The following is a 25,700-nucleotide window of genomic DNA, read 5'->3' as shown; positions in this document are numbered from 1 at the left end:
GGGGAGGTAGGGGATGGAACGAACTTCGATCGTAAAATGGACCGCGACGAAAGTGAACGGGGGAATCGTCTCGGAGCGGGAAGAGGACGTGGCGGCCGAATATCCCCTCACGTTGATCGTCGACGGCGAGGAATTCGCGACCTTGGTCTGCTCGCCCGGCGACCTGACCGATCTGGCCGTCGGCTTTCTCGGCTCTGAGGGGGTCATTCGCGTTCGCGAAGATATCAAGGCGATGACGCTGGACGTTCAAGGCGGCTTTGCCCGCGTCGAGCTCGTTCGTCCGCAATCCACAGCCAAGGACTTCTACTCGAAGCGCATGATCGGCTCCTGCTGCGGCAAAAGCCGGCAGTTTTATTTCCAGAACGACGCCCGTACGGCCAAAACGCTGACCGGCGGACTGCGGATCCCGGCCGAGCGCTGCTTCGAGTGGATGTCCGGTCTGCAGGCGGCTTCGGCCGAGTTCGCGGCGACGGGCGGCGTGCACAACGCCGCCTTGATCGACGAATCGGGAGCGGCGGAGACGCGGGCGGACATCGGCCGGCACAACGCGCTCGACAAGCTGTTCGGCCACTGCATCCGGCATCGTATATCCGCTAGAGAGCGGGCCATCGTATTCAGCGGCCGCCTCTCCTCCGAGGTCGTCCTGAAGGCCGCCAAGATCGGCTGCCCGCTGCTGCTGTCCAAGTCCGCGCCGACGGATCTTGCTCTCCGGTTGGCCGACGACCTCGGCATCACCTGCGTGGGCTTCATCCGCGCGGATTCGCTGAACGTGTACACGCATCATGACCGGATTATAATGACGTGAGCCGGCAGCTCTCGGCGCGATCCGTCAGATCAGCCCTTGCTCCTTCAGCCATTGCTCCGCCACGGCACGCGGCTCCTTGCGCTCCAGGTCGACCTTCCCGTTCAGCGCGGACATCGTCGCGTCGTCGATTTTGCCGGCGAGCAGGTTCAGCGTCTCTTCCAATTCGGGATGCGCCTTCAGCGTGTCGTCGCGAATGACGACGGCGGCATAGTACGGCGGGAAAAATTGCTTGTCGTCCTTGAGCGTCTTCAGTTTGAACGCCTGGATGCGCCCGTCCGTCGAGAAGGCGTCGTTGACGTCGGTCGTGCCTTCCTTGACCGCGCCGTACGTCAAGCCCGGGTCGAGCCCGGTCACCTTTTTGAATTGCATGCCGTAGGCGGCCTGCAACCCCTTTAAGCCATCCTCCCGCTCCAAAAATTCATGCGTTGCGCCAAGCGTCAGCTCGGACGATCGCGCGGCCAGCTGGGACATCGTGTCGATGCCGAGACGCGCGGCGGCGTCGGCCCGCATGGACAACGTATACGTATTGTTGAATCCGAACGGCGGCAGCCAGGTGATGCCGAACCGCGTTTCGTAGGTTTCCTTTACCTTGTCGTACGTGGCCTGCGGATCTCCTCCGATCGGCGCCTCGCCCAATACCGAGGACCAGCCCGTTCCCGTATACTCCGGATACAGGTCGATGCTGCCGCTCGTGAGGGCGCTGTGGGTCACCTGGGAGCCGCCGAGAAACGGCTTGCGCACGACCTTCAGATCGGTCTTGGCCTCGATCAAGGAAGACAGCATATGGACGAGAATGTCCTGCTCGGTGAAATTTTTGCCGCCCACGGTAATTGTCTTGCCGCCTCCGCCCCCGCCGAATCCGAGCCCGCCGCGTCCCAGCAAGCTTGTCGCGATCGCCGCGACGAGCAGGATGCCGAGCGCGATCTCGACGACCCGCACGAAGCGATTCGTCCGTTTGCGGCCGACCGGCCTTAAGCCGGGCGGCGTGACCGCCCGCTCCATCCGTTCCAGCAAAAAGTCGAGCAGAAGCGCGAGCAGGGCGGCGGGAATCGTGCCCGCCAGGATCAGCTCGGTATTGACCGTCGAGATGCCGCGGAAAATGAGATCGCCGAGACCGCCGGCCCCGACCAGCGAGGCCAGCGTGGCGACGCCGATGACCATGACCGTCGCGGTGCGGATCCCCGCCATAATGACGTTCAGCGCCAGCGGCAGCTCGATGCGCCACATCACCTGCATGCTCGTCATGCCCATGCCGATGCCGGCTTCTTTGATCGGCTTTTCCACGTTCATGATGCCCGTATACGTATTGCGCAGGATCGGCAGCAGGGCGTACACCGTCAGCGCGATGATGGCCGGCACCCGGCCGATGCCGACGAGCGGGATCATGAAGCCGAGCAGCGCGAGGCTCGGGATCGTCTGGAACAGCGATGTCAGCCCGATGACGGGAGAGGCGAGCCGCCTGAAGCGCGTCAAGGCGAGTCCCGCAGGAACCGAGATCAGGATGGCGATGAACAGCGCGATAAACGAGATTTGCAGATGCTCGAGCGTGCCGCGTACGATGTCGTCGCGTCGGTTGATGAATACGTCCCAAAGATTCATGGCGGCCTCCGTTCAGATCTGCTTCAGCAGGGCGTCGATCAGGCTGGAATTGGTCACGAGGCCCGCGATCTGGCCGTTCGGGTGGACCACGGGCAGGTAGCTCATGCCGTGCTGCTTCATGACGTCCACCGCATCCCCGACGCTGGAGCCGACGACGACGTTGGGGATGTCGGTCCGCATGATTTCCTGCAGCGTCAGCTCCTCGTTCCGGTAATTTTCCTCGAGCGCTTCTCTCGATACGACGCCCTGCAGCACGCGATTTTTATCCAGGACGAGCAAGCCGTTGACGCGATGCTGCTTCATGAGCTTCGCTCCGTGCGCAAGCCCGCGGGACTGGTACACCGTCACGGGGTTCCACAGCATGACATCCTCCACCGACAAGTGCTCGGAGGCTTCGTTCAGCCGGCCTTCGCCGATGAAGCTGCGGACGAAGTCGTCTTTAGGCCGCCGCAGGATGCGCTCCGGCGTATCGGCCTGGACGATCTCGCCGCCCTTCATCAGGACGATCCGGTCCGCGATCTTGAGCGCCTCGTCCATGTCGTGGGAGACGAAGACGATCGTTTTCTTCACGGTCTCCTGCAGCCGGATCAGCTCGTCCTGCAGCTGCTCGCGGCTGATCGGATCGAGCGCGCTGAACGGCTCGTCCATCAGGATGATGGAAGGTTCCGCCGCCATCGCCCGGATAACGCCGATCCGCTGCTGCTGGCCGCCGCTCAGCTCGGACGGATACCGGTCGCGGTACTGATCGGGGTCGAGGCCGACCATTTCCATCAGCTCGTCGATTCGGCGTTCGTACGCCTTTTTGTCCATCCGCTTGAGCCGCGGCACGATCGCGACGTTATCCTTGATCGTCATATGCGGGAACAGTCCGATATGCTGGATGACATAGCCGATCTCCCGCCTAAGCCGGACGGGATTGATCTTGGAGATGTCTTTGCCGTCGATGAAGATCCGTCCGCTCGTCGGCTCCACGAGCCGGTTGATCATCTTCATCGTCGTGGATTTGCCGCATCCGCTCGGTCCGATCAACGTAATGAGCTCGCCTTCCCCGATCTCGAGGTTGATGCCCTTCAAGGCGCTTGTGCCGTCCGGATACTTCTTCGTGATGCCTTCAAATTGGATCAAGCGCGTTCGCTCCCCGCAGTTTGCCCGTCCAAGCGAGCGATAGTGCGGATAGTATGTCCATTTCTTGCAGAAATAACTGGGACATGCACAGCATGCATCGACAAGTGCGTACGTGAGCGAGGTCATGCGTCGAAATAGCGCAATTTTGGGCTATGGCGAAGATGAGTATGTGCAAGTGAGGAGCGACGCAACGAAAATAGCGCAATTTAGCGCTAGGGCGGAGACAAGTGTCTGCAAGCGAGGGGCCATGCATCGAAAATAGCGCAATTTAGCGCTATGGCGGTGCGATGAAGGAGGCGAGGGTGTGTTAGAGCGACGCGGCTTGGGGAAGTGAGTGTATGGTCGAAGGAGCATGGAGTCGAGCGCTATCCTGCAAAAGCGCATCATCCTAGGCGGTGATCGAGGGTTTAGACGATCTATCGTGCAAAAGTACACGATAGATCGTCCCTTTCAACGAGAACCCCGATGTTTCGGGTCAAAATCCTGCACTTTTGCACGATAGACGAGAGGACGAACGAGCGAGGCTACCCATCCTGCACTTTTGCGCGATAGACGAACGGACTTATAATCGATCGGACTAGCGCGTATGAATGGCTTTCTCTTATGGCTCTTCGCGAACCCAAACCTGCATTTCGCCCGGCTCGCGGTTGCCCCACAGCGTATAGGGAACGGCCACGATCCGGCTCGGCGTCCGCACCGGCGGATCGCTGCGGTACAGTGCGCCGCCGGCGTTCGCCGGCTCTTCGAGCCGCAGCCCCTCGGTTTCAATTAGAATGGCGCCGGCCAGGCGTCCTTCGCCGGCCACCTCGCGGAGCTCGGATTCCGCGCGAATCGCCAAGGCGGCCAGCGGTGCGCCATTGTCGGCTTCCTCCAGGCAATAGACGAGCGGGCCGCGCTGCAGCGCGACGCGGCCCGCGTTCGCGCGCACTTCGGCGGCGGCGTAGATTCGCCGAGGCCGCATGTCCAGCTTCATGCCGAATTCGTCGCCAGCCTGCCAATCCCGTCGCAAGTAAGCATAACCGTCCCGAATCTCCGGCGTTGCCGGCTCCCCGTTCAAGGTGAACGAGGTAGCCCCGGACCAAGCGGGCACCCGCACGGCGAGCGTGAAGTCTCCCGTGCCTTCAGCTTCGGTGACGGTCAGGCCAACCTGGCCCGCCCACGGCAGCCCGCTCGCCATTCGCACGGCAATCTGCCGCCCGGCGAGCGTCAGCTTCGCTTCGGCGCCGATATGGAGATGCGAATAAAGCGTGTCTTCGGAGGCGGCGAAGGCGTAATGGCCGAGCGACGAGAGCAAGCGCGCGACGTTAGGCGGGCAGCAGGCGCAGCCGTACCATTTTTGCCGGACGGCTTTCACGTGGTGCTTGCCGGGATTGCCCTCGCTCGCAGCGGGCCACACTTCCATCGGATTGACGTAGAAAAAGTGCTTGCCGTCCGTCGCCATGCCCGCCGTGACCGTATTGTACAGCGCGCGCTCGAGCACGTCGCCGTACTCGCCCTTGACCTCGCTTTGCAGCATGCGCTGCGCGAACATCACCAGGCCGATCGACGCGCAGGTCTCCGAATAGTTCGTGTCGTTGGGCAGGTCGTAATCGAACGTGAAAGCCTCGCCGTGGTGCGTGGAGCCGATGCTTCCGTTGACGTACATCTGTTTGCGGACCGTATTGTCCCACAACCGCCTGCAGGCGGCGAGCAGGCTCCCGTCGCCGCTTCTGACCGCCAGATCCGCCATCGCGGCATACATATACATCGCGCGCACGGCATGGCCGGTCGCGACCTCCTGCTCGCGGACGGGCTTGTCCGCCTGATGGTAAGACAGCGACGGCGGCGTTTTCTGCACGACGCCGGGCGTCCACGCCGAAGTGCGGCCGCGCGCTTCCCATTCTTGGTGGAAGAAGCTGGGCTGCCGGCCGCGCTCGTCGATGAAGAAGCCGGCCAAGTCCAGGTACCGCCTTTCGCCGGTCGCTTCGTACAGCTTGACCAGCGCCAACTCGATCTCCTGGTGGCCGTCGTAGCCCCGAATCTGGCCGGGTCGGTCTCCGAACGTCGCGTCAATATGATCGGCCAGTCGGCAGGCGACGTCGAGCAGCGCTTTTTTGCCCGTCGCGTCGGCGTAGGCGACCGCGGCTTCGATGAGGTGGCCGGCCGAATACAGCTCATGGCAGTCCGTCAGGTTCGTCCATCGCTTGCCCGGTTCGGCTACGGTGAAGTACGTGTTCAGGTAGCCGTCCTCTTGTTGGGCGGCCGCGACGAGCGAGATCGCCTCGTCCGCGACCCGCTCCAGATCGGCGTCGGGCGCCGCGGCCAGCGCGTAGCCGACGGCTTCCAGCCATTTATACAAATCCGTATCCTGAAAGAAGAAGCCGCCGAACGCGCCTTCCTCCATGCCCGCGGCGATGCGAAAATTCCGGATCGCATGGCTCGGCTCCGCATCGGCGACGCGGTCGTTCAGCGCTTCCCATTGATAGGGAATGACCGTATCGCGCACGAGTTTGACATAGGGGGACCAATAATCGTCCTTTATACTGACATTTTTAAGCTCGAGAGGGCGGGGGAAAACAGTCTGATCTTGAAGAGCCAATTTGTTCACGCTCCATCCTGTGAATTGTGATCCAATCTTGCCGCGCATCGTATCGCGATTCGCTGCTACCCTATTTTAAGGCAGTTCAGGCTCCCTTGTCGGTAGTCGATCAAGTATAATAGGTGTCAAAAACTGACCTCAAATCGAGAGGCGGGGGAGAGGGGCGAGCGGCATGCTGCCTTTATACTTGCACGAGCCGTACCGACTGCAAATGGGCGGACATTTCCTGTCGGACGAGACTTGGTCGCATATGGACCGCACGATCGCGGACTATGAATTGATCGTCGGCGTTTCTGGCGTCGTCTTCATGGAGACGGGCGGAAGCATGTACGAGGTGCGGGCAGGAGACGTTCTGTTCCTCATGCCCGGGGAGCGCCATCGCGGCTATCGGCTTTCTACGCCGGGCGTTTCTTTTTATTGGTTCCACTTTTTCGTTCCCGAAGCCGGGGAAGAGGCGCCTGCGGGTCAGATGCCGCGCTACGCGAGCTGCCCGAACCCGAGCCGCGTGCATATTTTGGCGCGTCAGCTGCTTCATGCGGCCAACGGCGGTTACCGCATTCGGGGGGCGGGAGATTACTTTTTGACGTGCCTGTTGATCGAACTCGCCGACCAGCTGCAGGATTCGGACGGCAGGCCGGCGCTGGACGCCCAGCTCTACGAGCTGCTCGCGTGGACGCGCCTTCATGCGCTGGACCCGGACATTACGGTCGGCCGGATCGCCGACCACGTCGGATACAACAAAGACTACCTGTCCCGCATGTTCAAGCGGCGATTCGGAGCGGGTCTGCTCGAATACATTCACGGCCTGAAGCTGGATGCCGCGAAGGAGCTGCTGGCGAGCGGGAAGCTCGGGGTCAAGGAAATCGCGGGCCGCGTCGGCTTCGGCGACGACAAGCAGTTCGCCAAGTGGTTCAAGCGGCTCGCCGGCGTGACGCCGACCGCCTATCGTCAGGCGTTCGGGGGCACCCGCCTCAACAATCGTTAAGACCGCGGCTGCCGCCGTTGCATTAAAAAAGCCGCATGCTTCGCGGCGGTTTTTCTTTAGGGATTCGGTTTCTTTTCAGCGGCCTCGCCCGTTCTGGATCCGATCAGGTAGCCGATGATCGTCGACTCGACCGGGAGCACCACGAGCGTCCACAGGTCCTTCAAGCCGAAGTCCGAAGACCGGTTCCGCTCGGGGACGAGCGTGTAGACGAGCGCGATGAGCAGCACGCCGAGCGCGATCGTGCCGACGATGTAAAGCCGGACGTTTTCCCCCGAACCGAAAAATCGCCCCAAAAATCCAAGCTCGGCTTTGCGTTTCTCGCTCTCGGCGTTCGCCGCGATGATCTTGCTGGCGACCTTCGGATCTTGAATCTCGATCTTGTTCATGGACCCTGGACCCCCTCGCCGGCGAAAAACGTAAACGACAGCACCCATGCCGTCGCTTCGTAATTGATCGTCACTTCGTAGCTCAGGGACAGCCTGCGATTGTTCAATACGCCAAGATGGATCATGTCGTCGTTGCCCGTCGGCTTGCCTCTCGGGAAGTTGATGCAGGCGATTCGGACTTTATTGTGCTGCACGAGCCGGATGTCCGTCTCGAAGTCGTCCCGTTCGGGCTCGTTTTCGACGCAAAACAAAAACGTCAGCGGATCGTTTTCCTCGGACAACGTGATCTCGATCGGATTCATCTTGTAGGCGAATACCCTGCCGTGATAGACGACCTCGAAGCCGCCGGAATGAATTCGCATGCGCATGTCCCCCGTCTCTAGATAGACTCGCAGATATTTTATTGTACGAGCAGGGGGACGGTCATATGTTCATTTCGATCGCCTTGAACGGACAAAATAACGGCCGCCCGGATCGTCAGATCAGTCGGGCGGCCGCTTCGAACGGCCGGGATGCGCTTATGAACGTTTGCGGCCAAGCGTGACGATCTCGCAAGGACGTACGTCCACGCGGAGGACGCCGTCCTCGTCGGGCGCGAGCTTGCCGAGCTCCTCTTCCAGCACGTTGCTCAAGAACCATTCCGAATCCGCGTCCGCTTGCAGCGCAAGCGTTGCAGGCGCGCCGCTCATGTTGAACCAGCGGTAGAAGCAATCCTCTCCCTGGATGCCGCGTTTGACGGCGCTTAGCGCCAGACGCTCGCCCGTCCAGGAGAGCAGGCTATAAGCGGCAGGTAACGAACCGGCATGAGGGTCCGTCTGAACGGCGAGCCAGGGCACTTGGAAGGCGTACGCTTCCTGCGCGGCCGCAAAGCGTTCATCGGCGCCGCCGTAAGGGATGATCGCGAGCTCCGCTTCTTGCGCGCCGAGGCACTGCGCCTCAGGCGTGGGAAACACGCCCCAGTCGCCAAGCTCTCCGACCGCCCGGAGGAGCGTCACGGCGATCGTGCCGCGGCCGTCTCGTAGCACCTCGTACTCGTTCAATCCGACGTTGGCTACGGCCAATCCGCGATTGCCGTAGTCCAGGGCGGCGAACGTCTGTTGGTGCTGCGCGTTGTCCGGATTGCGCCATTCGGCGGCGGGCTCGTTCGAACGTTTGGCGATCTCGTAGACCGAGTCGGCATAGTGGACGCCGGACGTCGCCGCATCGGTGGGGAACCGCATGCGAAGGCGGTGATCCTTGGCGTGATTATCGTAGCGAACCTTCAATTTCACGGCTTTGACGCCGCGTTCCACGGTGACGAGCGTCGTGATGACGAGCGGCACGGTTCGCATGGACCTCCCGGCCTTGCGGTCCGGCAGGTACGTCGCCGTCGCGCGCTCGCGCTGCAGCCGCTCATCGGCCTCGGCGGGAATCTCCCAGCGATGGACGATCTCGACCGTCGTGCGCCAAGCGGTACGCGAGACGAGCCGCGTCTCGGCCTTCAGCGCTTCCGTCGTGAGCGTCTTGCGGCCGCCATCCTGGACGTAGACATATTCGTTGCCGATATCGCCCGAATTTTCGAAGACGCCGAGGTCGCGATAGGTCTCTCCGGTTTCTTTGTCCGTCAGCGACAAGCTCCCGTTAGGCCCGACGACGACGGCGATATATTCATTTTTCAGCGAGAGATCGGATGGGGCCGCGGCAACGGCTTCCGTCATCTCGACCGCCGCCGCGACCGGCGCCGCGACGGCTGGATCCGCGTCTTCCTCGCGACGCCATGCATACGTCCGGTAGCCGTTGGAAGGAACGCTGTCCGCGCCGAAGGTGACGCGGATCCGTCTGGCCATGTACGGCTGCCTGAACTTGTCGTCCGGCAGCTCGTAGCCGAACCGGACGCCGAGGTCTTCGATCTCGGCATCCACGGGCCGCCCCTCGTGGTCGACGACGGCGCCGGCGTCGACCCGGATGAGCTCCATGGCCGCGTAGGCTTTGTCCGGTCCGATGTCCGTGGACGCGCGGCGCGCGACGTCGAGCTCGACGGACACGGTGCCGGACCGCGCGGCGCCGGCGAAGTTGAACAAGACGAACGGGACGTGCTTATCGCCCCCGTACCGGGACGTATCGATGCGCGAGGCGATGTAGGCGACGCTCCGCTCCACGATCGGCTCCGCCATATGCCGGCTTTTGGCGAAGCGGGTCATCATCTCCGTGTGAACCTCGTCCACGCTGCAGCCGCAGATGCTGTCGTGCGGATGGTTTTGCATGAGCGTCTTCCAGGCATGGACGAGCAGCGGCGTCGGATGAGGCATGCCCAGCGATGCGGCGAAGGCGGCTGAAGGCTCCGCGAGTTTTTCAAGCAGAATCTGCCCTTTAGCGTTGGCCTGCTTAATATATACGCGGCTGGAGGCGGTGTTCGCCAGCGTGAACCAGCCGTCCGTGCGTTGGCTGCGCAGCTCGCCTTCGACGACGGTCAACTCGCGGTCGGAGGCGCGCTCTACGGCCGCTACGTACGTGGCCAGGTCGCTATGCACGAATTCATAGCCGGGATACAGGTTCCGGGCCGTGCGGAGCGCCGCGGGCAGGTCGCTCTGCACGGGCTGATGATCGCACCCGTTCATGAACAGCAGCTGCGGCGTGGAAGCGAAGCGTTCCGCGTCCGCTAGCTTGGAATCCCAGTATGCGCGGGCTGCTTCGGGATCGACCGGGATCTCCATGCCGTTGTTGTACCAATTGGCGAACAGGATGCCGAGCACCTCCGACCCGTCGGGCGAGCGCCAGATCATCTCGGAAAAAGGCGATTCGTAGGCCGCTGATTCAGAGACGGAATTATTGAAGCCAGTTGGCTTGACGCCGCGTCCGAAGATCGCGTTGGCGATGCCGGCCTGACGCATGAGCTGGGGCGCCTGCCCCATATTGCCGAAGGAGTCTGGGAAATAACCGATCTTCGCCACTGGGCCGTAGCGGGAGGCCTCGCGGTGTCCCACGAGCAGATTGCGTACGTTGGCCTCGCCGCTCGTTAGAAATTCGTCCTGCAGCACGTACCACGGACCGATCGCGATCCGTCCTTCGCGGATGAATCGCGTCAGGCGCTCGCGATTCTCGGGCCTCACCTCGAGGTAGTCGTCCAGAATGATCGTCTGGCCGTCCAGGTGGAAGCTCCGGTATTCGGGATCGCGCTCGAGCGTATCGAGCAGTACGTCCATCAGCTCGATCAGCCTGACGTGATGGCGTTCGTAGGGCATATACCATTCGCGGTCCCAATGCGTGTGAGAGACAATATGCGCGACAGGTTTCTTCATCGCTGCGCACCTCCTATTTAATACGAATATACAAGATGGTGAAAGGTTGTTATAATCGAATCATAGCTTTGCTTTATAAGGTTGTAAACCCGGAAACGCGTCCGTGAACGAATAAAGTTGTATAAAAGTAATAGTGGTGAGGGGGAGGACGCTTGGACCATACGGAGAGCCGTAGCAACAAGCGGACGCCGTTGTACGCCCAGATCGAGTCCTACGTGCGCGACCAGATTCGTTCGGGGAAATGGAAGCCGGGCAAAAGGCTGCCTTCGGAGAACCAGCTCTGCAAGCAGTTCGACGTCAGCAGAATTACGATTCGCGGCGCGATGGACAAGCTGGTGGAGGAAGGCGTCGTTTTTCGCATTCAAGGCAGGGGCAGCTTCGTCGCGGAGGAAGCCGGAAAAGGCGAGCCTGCGAAGTACGCTTTTGGCAAAGAGACTTCAGGAGAACAGGAGCTTCAGGCGGTGGCGGTGATCCTGCCGCGGCTTCAGGGCATGCTGACGACCAGCCTGCTCGCCGGCGTGGAGCGGGCGCTCGAGCCTTCGCGGTTCAGAATGCTGCTGCTCACGACGGACGACTCCCAGGAAAGGGAGGAAGTCAAGCTGCAGGAGGCGCTGCGGACCGGCGCGCGCGGCGTGATCGTCTATCCGGCCGAGGGTCGGACTTACAGCGAAGAGATGCTGCGGCTTACGCTGGACCGATTCCCGATCGTCGTCATCGACCGATACGTGCGCGGCGTGCCGACCCACTGCGTCTGCTCGGACCATATCGCGGGCGCATACGAGGCGACGGAGCATCTCCTGCGTCTCGGCCATCGGCGGATCGGCTTCGTGACGACGCCCTACGAGGGCACGACCAGCCTGGAGGAAAGGCTTGAAGGCTTCCGCCAAGCGCTGAACGACTACGGCGTCGTACTGGACCGCAGCCTCGTGCTGGAGCGGGCGGAGCCGGACGCGATCGCGGATTTTCTCGCAGCCGCCTCGAATGTGACTGCCTTGTTCGCCGTCAACGAGCAAATCGGACAGATTGCGATCCGCGCCGCGGAAGCGGCCGGCATGCGCGTTCCCGAAGATTTGTCCGTCGTCTTCTTCGACGATTACGACCATGCCGACGCCGCCAGGATCCCCCCGACATGCGTGGCGCAGCAAGGCGATACGATCGGTTTTGAAGCCGCGGGCCGTCTGCTGTCGCTATTCGCGAATCCGAATCAGGAGCGGAGCATGGTTCGAATTCCGACGCGGCTTATCGTGCGGGCGTCTACGGCCGCTCCGATGAGCGACCAGCGATAGGATCGAGGTTCGGCAAGGGATTCATTATAAATTCTTGCGGTTTTATTTAAGCCGTCGTCTTTTCGCGCGGTCGATACGCTATGATTAGTTTCTAAAACTCGCGGGAAGTGCAAAGAGGGGAGCCTGACATGAACGGCATCACCGTAAGAGAACAGCTGGAGGCGTTGGCGGAGCCGGGCTATCAAAAGTTCGCTTCGTCGCTCATTCCGAACATCGACAATCTGATGGGCGTCCGCCTGCCGGCGCTGCGGCGAATCGCGATCGCGGCGGCGCGGGGCGACTGGCGGGCATGGCTAGAGGACGTCGGCAGCGAGGCTTTTGAAGAGATCATGCTGCAGGCGATGGTCATGGGGTACGCCGAGATGAACCTTGAGGAGCGGCTTCGGTACGTGGCGGACTTTGTCCCGAAGATCGACAATTGGTCGGTATGCGACCGCTTCTGCCTCGGCATGAAGTTCGCGCGCGACAACCAAGCCCCCGTATGGGCGTTTATTCAGCCGTACCTCAAGTCGGCGCGGGAGTACGACATCCGTTTCGGCGTCGTCATGATGCTCGAGCATTTTATCGACGACGTTTACGTGGACGACATGCTGAAGCTGTTGGACGAAGTCTCGCATGAAGGCTATTACGTGAAAATGGCGGTCGCCTGGGCGGTTTCGATGTGCTACGTGAAGTTCCCCGAACGGACGGAGACCTACCTGGCCGAATGCGCGCTCGACGACTTCACGTTCAACAAATCCCTGCAGAAAATCGTCGAGTCCTACCGGGTGGACGCGGACGCCAAGCAGCGGATCCGCGGGATGAGGCGCAGCGTTAGGGGAAGACGGGAAGCGGCGGATGTGAAGGGGACGAGCGAGCCGCGAGCGTAGAGAGGAAGGCGTGAAACGAGAGCCGCGGCGTGAACGTGATAAGGCACAACGCCTGCACTAGGAGAGGCGATTGGCCATCTGCTGGCTCGATAAGGAGGCAACGCCTGCTATTGGAGAGGCGATTGGCGGTTCGCCAGCTCTATCTGGAGCAACGCCTGCTATTGAAGAGGCGATTGGCGAGTCGCGAGCTCGATCTGGAGCAACGCCTGCTATTGAAGAGGCGATTGGCGATTTGCGAGTTCGATGAGGCGCAACGCCTGCTATTGGAGATGCGATTGGTGATTCGCCGGCTCTATAAGGTGCAACGCCTGCACTAGGAGAGGCGATCAGCGTCCCGCGAGCCGAAAGGGGTGCATCGCCTGCACTAGGAGAGGCGATGAGCGTCGTGCGAGCCGAAAGGGGTGTATCGCCTGCACTAGGAGAGGCGATGAGCGTCGTGCGAGCCGAAAGGGGTGCATCGCCTGCACTAGGAGAGGCGATGAGCGTCGTGGGGGCCGGAAGGGGTGCATCGCCTGCACTAGGAGAGGCGATCAGCGTCGCGCGAGCCGAAAGGGGCGCATCGCCTGCACTACGAGAGGCGATGGCCGTCCCGCGAGCCGGATGGCACCGCGTATCCAACATCAAACAAATACAGCCCCGCCTCCGTCAACCGGAAGCGGGGCTATTTAATATCAAATTAGGCGTCGAGCTCGCCCTCGCGTAGACCCAGCGGCAGCGGCGCCGGCCGCTCGCACGTGCTGTGCATGCGGTAGCGCACGCCTTGCTCGGCCGCGTCGTGGAAGCCGTGCATGGCCTCGAGCACGTGATAGGCCAGCTCGCCGTTCGCGCGATGCGGACGGCCGGTCAGAATCGCCTGCGCCATGTCCGCGGCGCCGAGACCGCGGGCGTTGTTCGCATAGCCGTGCGTCAACGGCAGCTCGGACCAGTCGCCGGATCCGGCGCGGCGAATCCGGATCGGACCGCCGAACGAGTTCGGATCGGGCACCTGCAGCGTGCCGCCGCTGCCGTAGATCTCGATGAAGGGCAGCTGCGCGCCGCCCGGGGCATCGAAGCTCGTCAGAATGGTGCCGATCGGGCCAGCCGCGAATTCCATGATGCCGGCGACGTGGGTCGGCACCTCGACTTCGATCTTCTGGCCGCTCTTCGGCTTGCTCGTGATCGTCCGCTCGGGATACGAGATGCGAGCTGCGCCTGACACGGCGGAGATCGGGCCAAGCAGCGCCACAAGCGCGGTCAGGTAGTACGGACCCATGTCGAACATCGGCCCGCCGCCCGTCTTGTAGTAAAACGCGGGATCCGGATGCCAGCTCTCATGCCCGCCGCCGACCATGAATGCGGTCGCGCCGATCGGCGTGCCGATCCAGCCGTCCTCGATCAGCTTGACGCACGTCTGGATGCCGCCCCCCAGGAACGTATCGGGCGCGCTGCCGACGAGCAGCCCCTTTTGGCGGGCGAGCTCGACGACTTCGCGGGCTTCCTCGCGTTTGACCGCGAAGGGCTTTTCCACGTAGACATGCTTGCCGGCCTGGAGCGCCTGCAGGCACACGGCCGCGTGCGCTTGAGGAATCGTCAGGTTGATGACCATTTGAATATCCGGGTCCGCGAGCAATTCCTCGACGGACAGGCCGCGAATGCCATGCTCTTCGGCCTTCGCTTTGGCTCTGGCGACGTCAAGATCCGCGCAGGCGACGATCTCCATCGAGCCGAAGCGCCCGCCGTTCTGCAGGTAGATGCCGCTAATGTTGCCAGTACCGATAATGCCGACCTTTACTTTGTTCCCCACCGTACCGTTCCCCTCCCGATCTTTTTTCCAAATTAAAGCTGGTTGTCCTGCATGCCCGTATACGCGCCGCTCGCGGCATAGTCGTCCGCGCCGGCGGCCTTGCCCTCCGCGCACCACAGGAAGCCTCGGCGCATCAGCTCGGACACTTCCGGCAGCGCGACGATGTTCGCCTGATGGCCCAGCGAATTGTAGTACACGCGCCCCCGACCCCAGCGCTTCGTCCATACGACCGGCATGTCGACGGCTTTGTTGGGCGAATGCGGTCCCGGGGCGATCGGGAACCGGGTCGTCGCCAACACCTCGATCGCGGGATCGATATGCAGGTAATATTGCTCGGTGCTCACGGTAAAGTCGGACATGCCCGCGACGAGGGGGCTCGAGCTGTGCTTCACGTTAACGACATACTCGGTGCCGTCGTTCCCTGGATGCGCCACCCATTGGCCGCCGGTCATGAACTGCCAGTCGGTGTTCTCGCGGAACGCGTCGCACATGCCGCCATGGCAGCCCGCGAGCCCGGTACCGGCTTGTACGGCTGCGGAAACGTTGTTCACCCATTCCTGCTCGATCTTGCCCATCGTCCAAGCCGGGACGATCAGGTCGAGGCCCATGAGCTTGTCCTTGTCGGCGAACGCCTCGAGCGTGTCCGATACCTCGACCTCGAAGCCTTCGGCCGCGAGCGTCGCGCGGAACAGCTCCGCGACCTCCTTGGGCTGATGGCCGTCCCAGCCGCCCCATACGATCAGCGCTTTTTTAGTCATTTCATATCCCGTCCTTTCGATTGCGATCCTTCAGCAGGAGCGCCTGATGATGAGTTGCGTGGGCAGCAGTACGTCGTCTGCGGCCGGCTTCGAACCGTTTGCTTGATAAACCGCTGCGCCTTCCGCGACTTCTATGCCGCTTAGGACCCGGCTCTCGCCGGACAGCCGCGCCAGTACCGAATCGGCGGCTAGCCGTCCCATTTCGTAAAACGGCACCTCTACCGTCGTCAGCGGCGGATCGGTCAGGCTGGAGGCGTCGGAATTGTCGTAGCCGATGACGGGCAGCCGCTCCGGCACCGCGACGCCGCGTTCGCGCAGCCCCTGGATCGCGCCGATCGCCATCCGGTCGTTCGCGCACAGCAGGCCGTCCAACGCCGCGAGCCGATCGAAGATCGCGCCGGCGGCTTCTTGACCGCTCTTGCGGCTGTAGTTGCCTTCGAACTGAATCGCCGGATCGGGAGACTGGCCGGACTCGGCGAGCGCTTGCCGGTATCCCTCGTAGCGGTCCGCGCTGTTGGAGTAATGCGGCGAGCCGTTCAAAAAGCCGATGCGGCGATGGCCGGCGTCCAGCATATACCGTGTCGCCGCATAAGCGCCCGCCCGGTGATCGGCGCCCACGCAAGGCAGTCCCGCCCGCGCATAGCGCTGGTCGACGACGCAGCAGGGCAATCCTTCGTCGGCGAGGGCAAAGACGGAAGCCGCCTCCTCGGGCAGATCGCTTGCCCCGAGGATCAGGCAGGCGTCGACCCTGCGCGTCCGGTACAGCGACACGTAGTCGTACCGCGCTTGCGGATTGCGATAGAGAAGCAGGAGACCGTAACCGGCCTGATGCAGGACGTCCCCGATGCCGCTCAGAATCTCGGAAAAGTAATAGGTGGAAAACAGCCTGACCTTCGGCACGTGCGGCAGGACGACGCCGATGTTGCCGCTTCTTCCTTTGGCGAAGCCGGAGGCGAGGGCGTTCAATTGGTAGCCGAGCTCGGCAGCGGCAGCGGCCACCTTGCGCCGCGTCTCTTCTTTGATCGGTCCGACGCCGTTCATCACGCGGGACACCGTCGCCTCGGACACGCCGGCCAATTCGGCGACTTCCCTGCGCGTAGCCATGCGTTGCGACTCCTTTCCCGACGCGTTCGCGCGTTATTTCTTTCCTCAAATCCAACAATGTACACGCGTACATTATGCCACCGGCGGGCATCCGAGTCAATCGGATCTTTTTCGGAATCTCAGTTATCGATTTCGATATCTTGCGATTGTACTCCGGAAGCCTTACGAGTGCTCGGGATTGCGGGTATACTTGGGGGGAGGTGATGCAGATGGGCGTCGACAATAGGAATAGAACGTATGCGGGAGATGCGCCGGACGAGGAACAATGGACGGCGATCGTCGGCAATGACGCGGCTTACAACGACCGGTTTCGGTACGCGGTCATGACGACCGGCATCTTTTGCCGTCCCTCGTGCAGATCCAGGGCGCCGAAGCGGGAAAACGTACGGATCTTCGCGGATTCGGAGCCGGCGCTTGGTGCCGGGTACCGTCCGTGCAAGCGGTGCAGGCCGACCGACCGGAAGCTGCCGGACGCGGAGTGGGTCGGTCAAATGACCGCATTCATCGATCGCTGTTATTACGAGCCGATCACCTTGGACCGCCTCGCGGAGCTGTACCGGGGCAGCCCTTATCATTTACATCGTATTTTCAAACGGATCGCGGGCGTCACCCCGGTCGAGTACGTACAGCGCACCCGTATCGCGCGGGCGACCGAGCTGCTCGAGACGACGAGCATGCCGATGGCCGAGATCGCCGATGCCGTGGGTTTCGGCAGCGTTCCTTATTTTATTACCGTATTCAAGCAGAGAACCGGCACGACGCCCAGCGAGTTCAGAAGGCTGGGACGCAGGCCGGCTTACGAGGAGGTATCGGAATGACGGATTCGCAAAAGGGTCAAGTCGTCCGTTGGACGCGAATCGAGTACGGAGAGTGGCGGCTGCATGCGGCGGCGACGGATCGAGGACTTTGCTATATCGGTTCGCCGGACATGCCGTTCGAGCAGCTCGAGGCTTGGACGCAAGCCCGGATGCGGGGAGCGGAGCTCGTCCGGGACGACGCGGGACTGGCGCCGTACGTGCGCGAGCTGACCGAATACTGGGACGGCGACCGGCGTACGTTCGAAGCGCCCGTCGATGCAAGAGGGACCGCGTTCCAGCAGGCCGTATGGCAAGCGCTGCTCGCCATCCCCTACGGCGAGACGCGTTCGTACAGCGAGATCGCAGCCCTCGTCGACAAGCCTTCCGCGATGCGAGCGGTCGGCGCGGCGATCGGGGCCAATCCGGTGCTCGTATGCGTACCCTGTCACCGCGTCGTAGGCAAGAGCGGGGCCATGACCGGCTATCGCGGCGGGCTCGGCATGAAGACGAAGCTGCTCGAGTTAGAGCGGGGCGGTCGGGCTTAACGTTGCGGCGGGTGGCTGTCGGCTATCGGCCCCATCTTGCATTCAGTAGAGCAATCGCCACAGGTAAAACGTCGCGTACGACTCCCAGCCGCGCCAGCCGGCGGACAGCCGCATGATCTCCTCGCGGGACGGCTTGGCGTCGCTGCCCGTCGCATGACGAATCGCATGATGCAGGCCGACGTCGTCGATCGGAAAAGCGTCCTTCATCCGCAGACAGCGCATCAGCACGTAATTCGCGGTCCAAGGACCGATGCCGCGAATGCGGACGAGCGCTTTTTCCGCCTCTCCGTACCCCAGCTCCTTCAGCATCCCTTTGGATACCGCTCCGGCGGCGATCAGCTCCGCGACATGAATCAGATACTCGCATTTTTTGACCGTCAGCTTCAGCGGCAGCAGGTCCTTGACTTCCAAGCCGGCGATGACGCGAGGCTCGGGAAACGTCCAATAAGCGTCGCCGTCGTAGGCGATTTGGCCGCCGTACGCTTCAACGAGACGCGCCTTCAGCGTGTAAGCGAAGGCCAGGTTGATCTGCTGTCCGAGGATGCCCCACGCCATCGCCTCGAACAGATCGGGAATGCCGACCAGGCGCAAGCCTCGATGCGCGGAAGCGGCGGCAGCCAGGAGCGGATCGTCGGCAGCCAGAAGGTAGAAAGGCTCGAGATCCGTGTCCAGATCGAGCCATTCGCGGATATAGGAGATCGCTGCCTCACGGGCGTCCTCGCTCGGAACGCCCCGATCGCTCGCGAAGGCGACGGTCAGCCCGCGGTCGCGATCGGCACCGATCTCGACGATCGGCGTGCCTTCCAGCGGGAGCGCCTTGTAAAGGCGGCCGTCCCGGATGCGGTGAAGGCACTCTTTGGGCGAGCGCGCCAGATAACCCAGATTGGACGAAAAGCGATAATCCTCCGGAACGGAGAGCGTTAACGTCGGTTCGAATGGCATGTTCATCCTCCTCCGTTGCCATTGTAACGCAAAGCCGGGGATTTCGGGATTTCGTTAACTTGCCTTTATACTAGAGTGAAAGTGCCGACCATAGACTGGCCGTGAGCGGCGAGATAGCGCCGAAAAGAGCGCATCGTCGGCCGGGTGCAGGCCCGCGAGCGGCGGATAGCGCCCAAATGCGCGTATCGCCGGCCATAGACTGGCCGTGAGCGGCGAGATAGGGCCGAAAAGAGCGCATCGTCGGCCGGGTGCAGGCCCGCGAGCGGCGGATAGCGCCCAAATGCGCGTATCGCCGGCCATAGACTGGCCGTGAGCGGCGAGATAGCTCCGAAAAGAGTGCATCGTCGGCCGGGTGCAGGCCCACGAGCGGCGGATAGCGCCCAAATGCGCGCATCCTTGGGCCGCCGCACCAATTGCCTCCGTCCAGCCAGGGCAAACGCTTTTTACATCCTTTCCAGCGAGGTGACGCCTGTCGTGAGTCCGCCCAACTTGCAGTACAAAAAGCCCAAGTCGCTGCTTAACCGAGCGTTGGGCTTTCTTGAAGATTATACGCATACGTTGAATCCGTATGGCGGCTGCGCTTTTGGCTGCTCTTATTGCTACGTGAGGGGCATGCCGGTGGCCGCGTTTCGCGAAGAAGCCTGGGGAGCGTGGGTGGATGTCAAGCAGGGAGCGGGCGAGCTGCTGCGACGGGAACTCGTCCGTGCTGCAGCCAAAGGGCCGGTGCGAATCTTTATGTCTTCCAGCACGGATCCGTACCAGCCCGCGGAGCATCGGGAACGAGTCACGCGTTCGCTGCTCGAAGCAATGGCGGATGCGCCGCCGGACTTCCTGTTCGTGCAGACGCGAAGCCCGCTGGTCACGCGCGATATCGACCTGCTGCTGCAAATGGGCCCTCGCGTCCGGGTGAGCATGACGATCGAGACCGACCTGGAGGAGGTTCGCCGCGTCTTCTCCCCGGCCGCGCCGCCGATCGCCGCGCGGCTCAAGGCGCTCGCCCGGCTCAAGGAAGCCGGCGTGCCCGTCCAGGCGGCCGTCGCGCCCGTGCTGCCCAGCAGCGAGCGCTTGCCGGCTCTGCTGCGGCCGGTGACGGACCGCGTCGTCGTCGACGACTTCGAGATGGGAGACGGCAGCGGCGGACGCCGAACGAGAAGACTCGGGCTCGAGCCGCTGTACGCGCAGCTCGGCATGACCGAGTGGCATTCGCCGCATGCGTGGCGAACCGTGTACGAACGGCTTCGAGCGTGCTATCGCGAAGACGAGCTGAAGATCAGCAGATCCGGCTTCGCGCCTTAATCGTTAGCAGATCCGGCTTCGCGCCTTGATTCCCCGCGGATCGGTCCATGCGCCTTGATCGTTAGCCGGGATTGTCGCGTTCTTGTTCACAATGCGAAGACGCGGTTTTTCCCTTCGGCTTTGGCGATCGCGAGCGCCTTCTCGGCGCGGGCGACCAGGTCCGAAGGGTTCCCTTCGCGAACGTCGGTCTCCACGGCGACGCCTACGCTTGCCGTCAGATATTCGCCGACGCCCGGCTGCGGATGCGGGATTTGCAACGAGATGACCGTCTGCCGGAGCTGGTCGGCCAGTCTGTCGACGCGAGCGAGGCCTTCGGACGTAGGCTCTTCCGCCATCGTCAGCACGAACGAAGCGCCGCCGTACCGGGAAATGACAGCTTGTCGCAGATTCCCGACCGCGCTCAGCGATTCGGCGACCCAACGCAAGCAATTGTCGGCGCCTTGATAGCCGAACATGGCGTTGTACGACCGGAAATTATCGAGATCCAGCATGACGATGGCCATCGCCTTGTCGTTATCCGCGCATTGCAGCCAATCTTTGGTCAGATTTTCATCGAAGCAGCGCCTGTTCGGCAGCTCGGTCAGGCTGTCCGTATGAATATAGCGTGACAGCTCCCGCGTCACTTCCGTGAACAGATTTTCCTCGCCGGCATCCGCTACCGCTTCCCGGGCGATCGCCATGATCGACGGTTTGCCGCCGTAGACGACATGGGCAAGCGTCATTTCCAGCTCGACAGGCGCGTCCTTCGCATCGGAATCGGACATCATCCGGAGCCGGCAAGACCGGAGCTGCGTCGCGGCCGCCACGATGCGGCTCAGCATATCGGCAAGCTCGGTCTCGGACGACGGATCGATCCAGTCGGCGAGCTCGCGGCCGATCAGATCGGCAGCTTGCGAGACGCGCAGCAGGCGAGCGGCCTCGAGGTTCGCGAATACGATCCGGCCTTCGGTCAGCGTGACGAAAGCGACGGCCGAATACTCCATCAGCTGCAAGTAGCGCGACTCGTTCTCCTTCAGCATGCGCGCGTACAAAATCGACTTTTCCTCGGCCAGCCTCAGGTCCTCTTCGGTCTGCTTCAGCGCGATCGACTTCAGGTCGGACAGCGTATGAAGCTCCTTCGGCTCCCAGGGAAGCGAGGTGTTCGTGACGACCTCCTGCCACGCTGCGAACGATTTGCGCGGAGAGATCCGGTAGCCCTCGCCGCTCCGTACGACGGCCTTGGCCGGATCGCCCGCCCAGGTTACCGTCTGCACGACCTCGGGCCTGAACCACAGAATATGGTCGCGATAATCCGAGGAAAGCGAGAGGAACACGACGCCTGCCGCCTTGTCCGGATACGCGGCGGCCTGCGGGTAAACCGAGGCAAGCCGGTTCGTATGATATGCATAATCCTCAGCCTGTTGACTTAGCCAAACCGCCAGCTTGACGATCTCGGCGGCGCCCGGCGTGCTGCCGAACAGCAGGAGGCGTCCCTTGAACTGCACGGCGGCGCCCGAGGCGTTCATCACGGACAGGAGCGCGTCTTCATCCGCTCGCAGCTTTTCCTTCAGCTGTTCGGGCGTGCCCGGCGCGCCGAATACGCGAGCCAGGCGCTGTGCCAGCGATTTGAGGCGAAGCTCGCCCTGATAGTCGTCCAACCGCTGGCGTTGGTGAAGCTCGCTGGAGAAAAACGAGCCGAGGAAATTGCAAAGATTGCGCTGCCGGTGCGGCACGTATTTGGGCGTATCGTGGTGGCAGGCAATCATGCCCCAAAGCTCGCCCCCGTGGATAAGCGAGATCGTCATGGTGGCGCCCACGCCCATGTTTCTCATATACTCGATATGCATGGGGGAGACGCTGCGCAGGACGGAGAGGCTCAGGTTCAACGGCTTGCCGGAGGGTTGAAAAGCCGGGACGACCGGCACGGGCTCGTAGTCCATATCGACGATCGTACGTACCCAATTGCGCAAGTAGAGCGCTCTGGCTTGCTTCGGAATGTCGGAAGCGGGGTAGTGATGCCCGAGGAAGGGTTCCATCGCGCTGTTTTTCGCTTCGGCAATGACTTTGCCGTTCCAGTCCGCGTCGAACTCGTATACCATCACGCGATCGTAGCCGAGGATGTCCTTGACGAGCTCCGCGGCTACCTGGCTGGCTCCAGCCCGGCTATGCGTGCGCTTGATGCGCGTGAAAAACGCCTGCACCCATTCGAAGTCGTCCACGGCTGGCGCATCGCCGTCCGCGGGGCGCTCGAGCTCGACGATCAAGAGGTCGTCGCTCACATGGAAGATCGCGAAGAACTCCGCCGGTCCGCCCGGCAGATCGATCTTCATCTCCAGAAAATGCTGCATGTCTCCGGCGGCCGGACGGGCAAGCGACTCCTCGATAAACGCGAGCGCCCGTTCGCCGATAACGGCGGACAGCGGCTGTCCGAGCAGCGACTCCGCAGTCGCGCCAAGCAGCAGGTCGGTATTGCGGCTGCACTGCACGACCGTACGCGCCTCGTCGTTCGCGGCTGCGAGCAGCGCGCCGTGAGGCTGAATCATGCCTGGAATGTGAATCGGTTCTTTTTCGCAGTTGGTCAGGTCGATCGGCTCCTCCGTAAAGTCGCCTTCGGTCAGCAGCGAGCGGTTCAGTTCGCTTTGGAAGTCGTGGTCGTAATCATCGGTCATTATACACCAGCCTTTTTCGAATATTATCGGGATACCGTCCCGTTCGGCGCTTCGATCCATTCGCGCAAGCGGTCGAACGTCTCGCCGGCAGCCGCGAGCATCTCGCGTTCATCCCCTCCGGTGCGCGCCTGCTCGGACAGCAGCTCGCGGAATTCGGCCCAGCGCTCGCGGACGTCCGTTCCGTAGCTGTTGAAGTAGCGGGCGTTCGTATCCGGCGAGACCGGCAGGTCCTTCATTAACAGCTTCGTCTGCATCTGGCCGCCCAGCGTAGATCCTTCGAGCACGTACATGCTTCCGAGAATGCGGGGGAACGACGACAGGTCGGGCAGCGATGGGCAGAGCGGCAGGTCGGCGACCGCGCTTGCGTCCCATCCGAGAGCATGCAAGTCCGCTTCGATCAAGCGATGCTTCGTACGGGCTCCGATATCGAACCGAAGCTCGTCCCACTCCGGTCTTGCTTCGAATGCGCGTTCGAGAGGGAGGATGTAGCCGTAAAATAAAGCCAGGTACTCGGCGTATTGTTCCAGCGTCATCGTGCGGTCCAGCATCGCGGCGGCATATTTGTTCTGTTCCGCGCGGCGGTGCTGCGGCGCGGTTCGTTCTTTTAGCTGTGTCAATATTTCGGACATCGGTAACGATCTCCTCCCATCCTCCTTTAATAGTAACAAATTAATACTGCAATAAGCGACAAACGGAGGAAATTTACAGCGTTTGGCAAGTTAAAAATGTTTAATAATTCTATATAAGGAGGAGGCGATGCGGATGGAGCTCGTGACTTCCGGAGAAATGCGGGCGATCGACGCGCGCGCGATCGAGGAGATCGGCATTCCGCAGGAAGCGCTGATGGAGAACGCGGGACGAGCGGTAGCGGAAGAGGCAAGGCGTTATGCCGAAGCGGCCGGCAGAGGCGCCGGCTTCGGCTGGCTGATCCTCGCGGGTAAAGGCAACAACGGCGGGGACGGGCTTGTCTGCGCGCGACACCTTAGGGACATGGGCTTCCGCGTAGAGGTGCTGTACGCCGAGCCTCCGGAGCGGATGCAGGGCGCCGCTGCGCTGCAGCGCGACATCGCGAGCCGGCTAGGCATTCCGGCGCGCGTATATACGCAGCCCCATACTGGCGCAGATGCGGCAAACGCCGGTTGGTTCGCCGGATTCGACGGCTTGATCGACGCCCTGCTCGGCACCGGGAGCACGGGAGAACCGCGCGCGCCCTATGCAGCGTTGATCGACGCGGCCGTCCGCAGCGGGCTGCCGGTCGTCGCGGTCGATATCCCGAGCGGATTGGACGCGGATACGGGGGCGGTCGCGAAGGCGTGCATGCGCGCGGAGGCGACGGTGGCGCTGGCCTATGCGAAGCGGGGCCTCCATCAGCATCCCGGCGCCGGGTATGCCGGCGAGGTCGTCGTCAGGCCGATCGGCATTCCCGCCGACGCGGCCGAGCGGGCCGGCGTCCATACGTATCTATTGAACGCCGAATCGCTGCAGGCGAAGTTGGGGCTATCGTTCCCGCTGCCGCGGAATGAGGACTCGCACAAGGGCACGTACGGCCACGTGCTGGTCGCGGCGGGCTCCGCGCTCATGAGCGGCGCGGGCCTGCTGTGCGCCCGCGCCGCCTTGCGCGCCGGCAGCGGGCTGGTCAGCTGGGCGCAGCCGGCGGCATTGGCGCCGGGACTGCGGGGCTTCGCGCCCGAGATCATGCTGCGGGCCGTGCCGGACGAGGGCGCCGGAGAATGGCGGCAGGTGAAGCCCGAGCGGCTGGCCGAAGCGGCCGAAGGCGCGGCTGCGCTCGTCGTCGGCCCCGGCATGGGACGTTGGGACGGCGACGGCGCATGGCTGCGCAGCCTGCTGGAACGCGTGGCTGCGCCTGTCCTTGTCGACGCCGACGCGCTCAACATGATCGCGGACGCCGGCGCGCAGCCAGGCGCATGGCCGCGGCGCGAGGCGCCGACGGTCATCACGCCCCATCCGGGCGAGATGGCGCGGCTCGCGGGCTTGACCGTGCCTGAAGCGCAGCGTGACCGGATCGGTCTCGCGCGCGACTATGCCGAGAAGCACGGCGTGACCGTCGTGCTGAAGGGCGCCCGCACGGTCGTCGCATCGCCGGACGGGCGGGCGTTCGTCAATACGACCGGCAATCCCGGCATGGCGACCGGGGGCGCGGGGGATGCGCTGGCCGGCATCGTCGGCAGCCTGCTCGGACAAGGCCTGAACGCGCTTGAGGCCGCGGCTTACGGCGTCTATTGGCATGGCTTGGCGGGGGACCGCGCGTCCGCGTCGCGTCCGCAGGCCGCTTCTCTGATCGCCGGCGATATTATCGAGGCGCTATAGGCTCGGATTCGGGCGATTGCTGCCGAATCGTGCTAGAATAGAACATCATAGGGCTGCGCGGCAGCGGAGGGGAGCGGATCCATGACCATCATTCGAAAGATCGCATCGGCAGCCGGACGGAGACGGGCCTTGCTTCTGACCGCGGCTTGCGCCGTTATCCTGTTCGCGCACGCTTCGTCCGAGGCCGCCGCGGCCACCATGTACGACCGATTCAAGGATATCTATCAGACGCCCGAAAAGGTGGACGAGCTGAGAGATCAATACATTGAAAGCCAGGAGAAGCTGCAGGCGCAGACGGAGGAGCTTAACAGGCGCGCCGAAGAAATGCAGAGCCGGACGGAACAGTATCTGGCGGAAACCCAGGCGCTGAACGAACGCAACAAAGCGCTGGCGGAGCAGAACGAGACGCTGAACAAGCAGCTGGCCGCCATGACCGAAAAGCAAAAGGCGCGCGCCGCATGGACCCGCAAAACCGTCTATAGCGTCGCTGCAGTGCTGGGCGCCGGTTTGCTCTATTTGCTGACGATCCGCCTATGGCGCTATTCGGTCTGGCGGCGGCAGCGCAGCGGCAGCTGGAGGACCTGACCG

At 62.7% G+C, this 25,700-nt stretch carries 22 protein-coding genes; 10 read left to right on the top strand and 12 right to left on the bottom strand.

Going from position 1 to position 25,700, the window contains the following annotated elements; translation table 11 throughout:
• Positions 1-13 precede the first annotated feature (13 nt).
• On the top strand, positions 14-805 hold the full coding sequence (gene fdhD / locus BM235_RS14355) for a formate dehydrogenase accessory sulfurtransferase FdhD (protein ID WP_090114299.1): 792 nt from the start codon (positions 14-16) through the stop codon (positions 803-805).
• A 24-nt stretch (positions 806-829) separates the two neighbouring features.
• Here fdhD and BM235_RS32845 read toward each other — a convergent pair whose 3' ends face one another.
• The 3 genes from BM235_RS32845 to BM235_RS14340 all read right to left on the bottom strand — a co-directional run bounded on the left by BM235_RS32845 (position 830) and on the right by BM235_RS14340 (position 6,116).
• The gene (locus BM235_RS32845; protein ID WP_090114297.1) at positions 830-2,404 is read right to left on the bottom strand and encodes a glycine betaine ABC transporter substrate-binding protein; all 1,575 of its coding nucleotides are present in this window, start codon (positions 2,402-2,404) and stop codon (positions 830-832) included.
• Positions 2,405-2,416: 12 nt separating this feature from the next.
• Positions 2,417-3,529, bottom strand: coding sequence for an ABC transporter ATP-binding protein (locus BM235_RS14345; RefSeq protein ID WP_090114294.1), 1,113 nt, complete (start codon positions 3,527-3,529; stop codon positions 2,417-2,419).
• A 601-nt stretch (positions 3,530-4,130) separates the two neighbouring features.
• Complete coding sequence (locus BM235_RS14340; protein ID WP_369803515.1) at positions 4,131-6,116, bottom strand: glycoside hydrolase family 127 protein; 1,986 nt, start codon at positions 6,114-6,116, stop codon at positions 4,131-4,133.
• 163 nt (positions 6,117-6,279) lie between these two features.
• Between BM235_RS14340 and BM235_RS14335 the strand changes: the two genes are divergently transcribed.
• Entirely contained in the window at positions 6,280-7,092 is an 813-nt protein-coding gene (locus BM235_RS14335; protein WP_090114290.1) for a helix-turn-helix domain-containing protein, read from the top strand.
• A gap of 56 nt (positions 7,093-7,148) precedes the next feature.
• Here the strand turns inward: BM235_RS14335 and BM235_RS14330 are convergent, their stop codons facing one another.
• The 3 genes from BM235_RS14330 to BM235_RS14320 form a co-directional block, all read right to left on the bottom strand.
• The gene (locus tag BM235_RS14330) at positions 7,149-7,478 is read right to left on the bottom strand and encodes a hypothetical protein (protein ID WP_090114288.1); all 330 of its coding nucleotides are present in this window, start codon (positions 7,476-7,478) and stop codon (positions 7,149-7,151) included.
• On the bottom strand, positions 7,475-7,840 hold the full coding sequence (locus BM235_RS14325) for a DUF6864 domain-containing function (RefSeq protein ID WP_143106680.1): 366 nt from the start codon (positions 7,838-7,840) through the stop codon (positions 7,475-7,477). The genes BM235_RS14330 and BM235_RS14325 overlap by 4 nt, the downstream gene beginning before the upstream one ends.
• Positions 7,841-7,996: 156 nt before the next feature.
• Positions 7,997-10,756, bottom strand: coding sequence for an alpha-mannosidase (locus BM235_RS14320; protein ID WP_090114284.1), 2,760 nt, complete (start codon positions 10,754-10,756; stop codon positions 7,997-7,999).
• Positions 10,757-10,908: 152 nt separating this feature from the next.
• On the opposite strand from BM235_RS14320, the gene BM235_RS14315 reads away from it, so the two are divergent.
• The 3 genes from BM235_RS14315 to BM235_RS14305 all read left to right on the top strand — a co-directional run bounded on the left by BM235_RS14315 (position 10,909) and on the right by BM235_RS14305 (position 13,228).
• Positions 10,909-12,042, top strand: coding sequence for a GntR family transcriptional regulator (locus BM235_RS14315; protein ID WP_090114282.1), 1,134 nt, complete (start codon positions 10,909-10,911; stop codon positions 12,040-12,042).
• A 128-nt stretch (positions 12,043-12,170) separates the two neighbouring features.
• Complete coding sequence (locus BM235_RS14310; protein WP_090114280.1) at positions 12,171-12,911, top strand: DNA alkylation repair protein; 741 nt, start codon at positions 12,171-12,173, stop codon at positions 12,909-12,911.
• Positions 12,912-13,021: 110 nt separating this feature from the next.
• Complete coding sequence (locus BM235_RS14305; RefSeq protein WP_090114278.1) at positions 13,022-13,228, top strand: hypothetical protein; 207 nt, start codon at positions 13,022-13,024, stop codon at positions 13,226-13,228.
• A 359-nt stretch (positions 13,229-13,587) separates the two neighbouring features.
• On the opposite strand, the gene BM235_RS14300 is transcribed toward BM235_RS14305, so the two are convergent.
• Genes BM235_RS14300 through BM235_RS14290 form a run of 3 tightly spaced genes read right to left on the bottom strand, consistent with a single transcriptional unit; the run spans position 13,588 to position 16,556 of the window.
• Positions 13,588-14,694: a Gfo/Idh/MocA family protein gene (locus BM235_RS14300; protein ID WP_090114276.1), complete on the bottom strand. Its 1,107-nt coding sequence runs from the start codon at positions 14,692-14,694 to the stop codon at positions 13,588-13,590.
• A gap of 32 nt (positions 14,695-14,726) precedes the next feature.
• Positions 14,727-15,452, bottom strand: a complete 726-nt coding sequence (locus BM235_RS14295) for a ThuA domain-containing protein (RefSeq protein ID WP_090114274.1) — start codon at positions 15,450-15,452, stop codon at positions 14,727-14,729.
• Between the two features lie 30 nt (positions 15,453-15,482).
• Complete coding sequence (locus BM235_RS14290) at positions 15,483-16,556, bottom strand: LacI family DNA-binding transcriptional regulator (RefSeq protein WP_090114271.1); 1,074 nt, start codon at positions 16,554-16,556, stop codon at positions 15,483-15,485.
• A gap of 209 nt (positions 16,557-16,765) precedes the next feature.
• Between BM235_RS14290 and BM235_RS14285 the strand changes: the two genes are divergently transcribed.
• Both BM235_RS14285 and BM235_RS14280 read left to right on the top strand, forming a co-directional pair.
• On the top strand, positions 16,766-17,374 hold the full coding sequence (locus tag BM235_RS14285) for a bifunctional transcriptional activator/DNA repair enzyme AdaA (protein WP_090114269.1): 609 nt from the start codon (positions 16,766-16,768) through the stop codon (positions 17,372-17,374).
• The gene (locus tag BM235_RS14280) at positions 17,371-17,898 is read left to right on the top strand and encodes a methylated-DNA--[protein]-cysteine S-methyltransferase (protein WP_090114267.1); all 528 of its coding nucleotides are present in this window, start codon (positions 17,371-17,373) and stop codon (positions 17,896-17,898) included. Before BM235_RS14285 ends, BM235_RS14280 begins: the two co-directional genes overlap by 4 nt.
• A 42-nt stretch (positions 17,899-17,940) precedes the next feature.
• On the opposite strand, the gene BM235_RS14275 is transcribed toward BM235_RS14280, so the two are convergent.
• Positions 17,941-18,840, bottom strand: a complete 900-nt coding sequence (locus tag BM235_RS14275; RefSeq protein ID WP_255374378.1) for a DNA-3-methyladenine glycosylase family protein — start codon at positions 18,838-18,840, stop codon at positions 17,941-17,943.
• 474 nt (positions 18,841-19,314) lie between these two features.
• On the opposite strand from BM235_RS14275, the gene BM235_RS14270 reads away from it, so the two are divergent.
• The gene (locus tag BM235_RS14270; RefSeq protein ID WP_255374377.1) at positions 19,315-20,136 is read left to right on the top strand and encodes an SPL family radical SAM protein; all 822 of its coding nucleotides are present in this window, start codon (positions 19,315-19,317) and stop codon (positions 20,134-20,136) included.
• 86 nt (positions 20,137-20,222) lie between these two features.
• On the opposite strand, the gene BM235_RS14265 is transcribed toward BM235_RS14270, so the two are convergent.
• Both BM235_RS14265 and BM235_RS14260 read right to left on the bottom strand, forming a co-directional pair.
• Positions 20,223-22,784 (bottom strand): diguanylate cyclase domain-containing protein, encoded by a 2,562-nt coding sequence (locus BM235_RS14265; protein ID WP_090114261.1) that lies wholly within the window; start codon positions 22,782-22,784, stop codon positions 20,223-20,225.
• 23 nt (positions 22,785-22,807) lie between these two features.
• Positions 22,808-23,413 carry a biliverdin-producing heme oxygenase gene (locus BM235_RS14260; RefSeq protein ID WP_090114259.1) on the bottom strand — a complete coding sequence of 202 codons (606 nt, stop codon included), beginning with the start codon at positions 23,411-23,413 and terminating at the stop codon, positions 22,808-22,810.
• Positions 23,414-23,546: 133 nt separating this feature from the next.
• On the opposite strand from BM235_RS14260, the gene BM235_RS14255 reads away from it, so the two are divergent.
• Entirely contained in the window at positions 23,547-25,112 is a 1,566-nt protein-coding gene (locus tag BM235_RS14255; protein WP_090114257.1) for an NAD(P)H-hydrate dehydratase, read from the top strand.
• Between the two features lie 81 nt (positions 25,113-25,193).
• Positions 25,194-25,697: a phage tail tape measure protein gene (locus BM235_RS14250; RefSeq protein WP_090114255.1), complete on the top strand. Its 504-nt coding sequence runs from the start codon at positions 25,194-25,196 to the stop codon at positions 25,695-25,697.
• Positions 25,698-25,700: the final 3 nt, after the last annotated feature.

Origin of the sequence: Cohnella sp. OV330 (assembly GCF_900112065.1) — a bacterium.
In the GTDB taxonomy this organism is placed as follows: domain Bacteria; phylum Bacillota; class Bacilli; order Paenibacillales; family Paenibacillaceae; genus Cohnella.
The sequence above is the reverse complement of the archived record's forward strand: the minus strand, read 5'-3'. Positions and strand labels throughout refer to the sequence as shown.

What these genes read in the sequence shown, in the direction of transcription:
- BM235_RS14260 (WP_090114259.1), bottom strand. Translation starts at nt 23,413, where the DNA reads ATGTCCGAAATATTGACACAGCTAAAAGAACGAACCGCGCCGCAGCAC.
- BM235_RS14290 (WP_090114271.1), bottom strand. Translation starts at nt 16,556, where the DNA reads ATGGCTACGCGCAGGGAAGTCGCCGAATTGGCCGGCGTGTCCGAGGCG.
- BM235_RS14325 (WP_143106680.1), bottom strand. Translation starts at nt 7,840, where the DNA reads ATGCGAATTCATTCCGGCGGCTTCGAGGTCGTCTATCACGGCAGGGTA.
- BM235_RS14330 (WP_090114288.1), bottom strand. Translation starts at nt 7,478, where the DNA reads ATGAACAAGATCGAGATTCAAGATCCGAAGGTCGCCAGCAAGATCATC.
- BM235_RS14275 (WP_255374378.1), bottom strand. Translation starts at nt 18,840, where the DNA reads ATGCCATTCGAACCGACGTTAACGCTCTCCGTTCCGGAGGATTATCGC.
- BM235_RS14280 (WP_090114267.1), top strand. Translation starts at nt 17,371, where the DNA reads ATGACGGATTCGCAAAAGGGTCAAGTCGTCCGTTGGACGCGAATCGAG.
- BM235_RS32845 (WP_090114297.1), bottom strand. Translation starts at nt 2,404, where the DNA reads ATGAATCTTTGGGACGTATTCATCAACCGACGCGACGACATCGTACGC.
- BM235_RS14320 (WP_090114284.1), bottom strand. Translation starts at nt 10,756, where the DNA reads ATGAAGAAACCTGTCGCGCATATTGTCTCTCACACGCATTGGGACCGC.
- BM235_RS14255 (WP_090114257.1), top strand. Translation starts at nt 23,547, where the DNA reads ATGGAGCTCGTGACTTCCGGAGAAATGCGGGCGATCGACGCGCGCGCG.
- BM235_RS14295 (WP_090114274.1), bottom strand. Translation starts at nt 15,452, where the DNA reads ATGACTAAAAAAGCGCTGATCGTATGGGGCGGCTGGGACGGCCATCAG.
- fdhD (WP_090114299.1), top strand. Translation starts at nt 14, where the DNA reads ATGGAACGAACTTCGATCGTAAAATGGACCGCGACGAAAGTGAACGGG.
- BM235_RS14335 (WP_090114290.1), top strand. Translation starts at nt 6,280, where the DNA reads ATGCTGCCTTTATACTTGCACGAGCCGTACCGACTGCAAATGGGCGGA.
- BM235_RS14265 (WP_090114261.1), bottom strand. Translation starts at nt 22,784, where the DNA reads ATGACCGATGATTACGACCACGACTTCCAAAGCGAACTGAACCGCTCG.
- BM235_RS14285 (WP_090114269.1), top strand. Translation starts at nt 16,766, where the DNA reads ATGGGCGTCGACAATAGGAATAGAACGTATGCGGGAGATGCGCCGGAC.
- BM235_RS14250 (WP_090114255.1), top strand. Translation starts at nt 25,194, where the DNA reads ATGACCATCATTCGAAAGATCGCATCGGCAGCCGGACGGAGACGGGCC.
- BM235_RS14310 (WP_090114280.1), top strand. Translation starts at nt 12,171, where the DNA reads ATGAACGGCATCACCGTAAGAGAACAGCTGGAGGCGTTGGCGGAGCCG.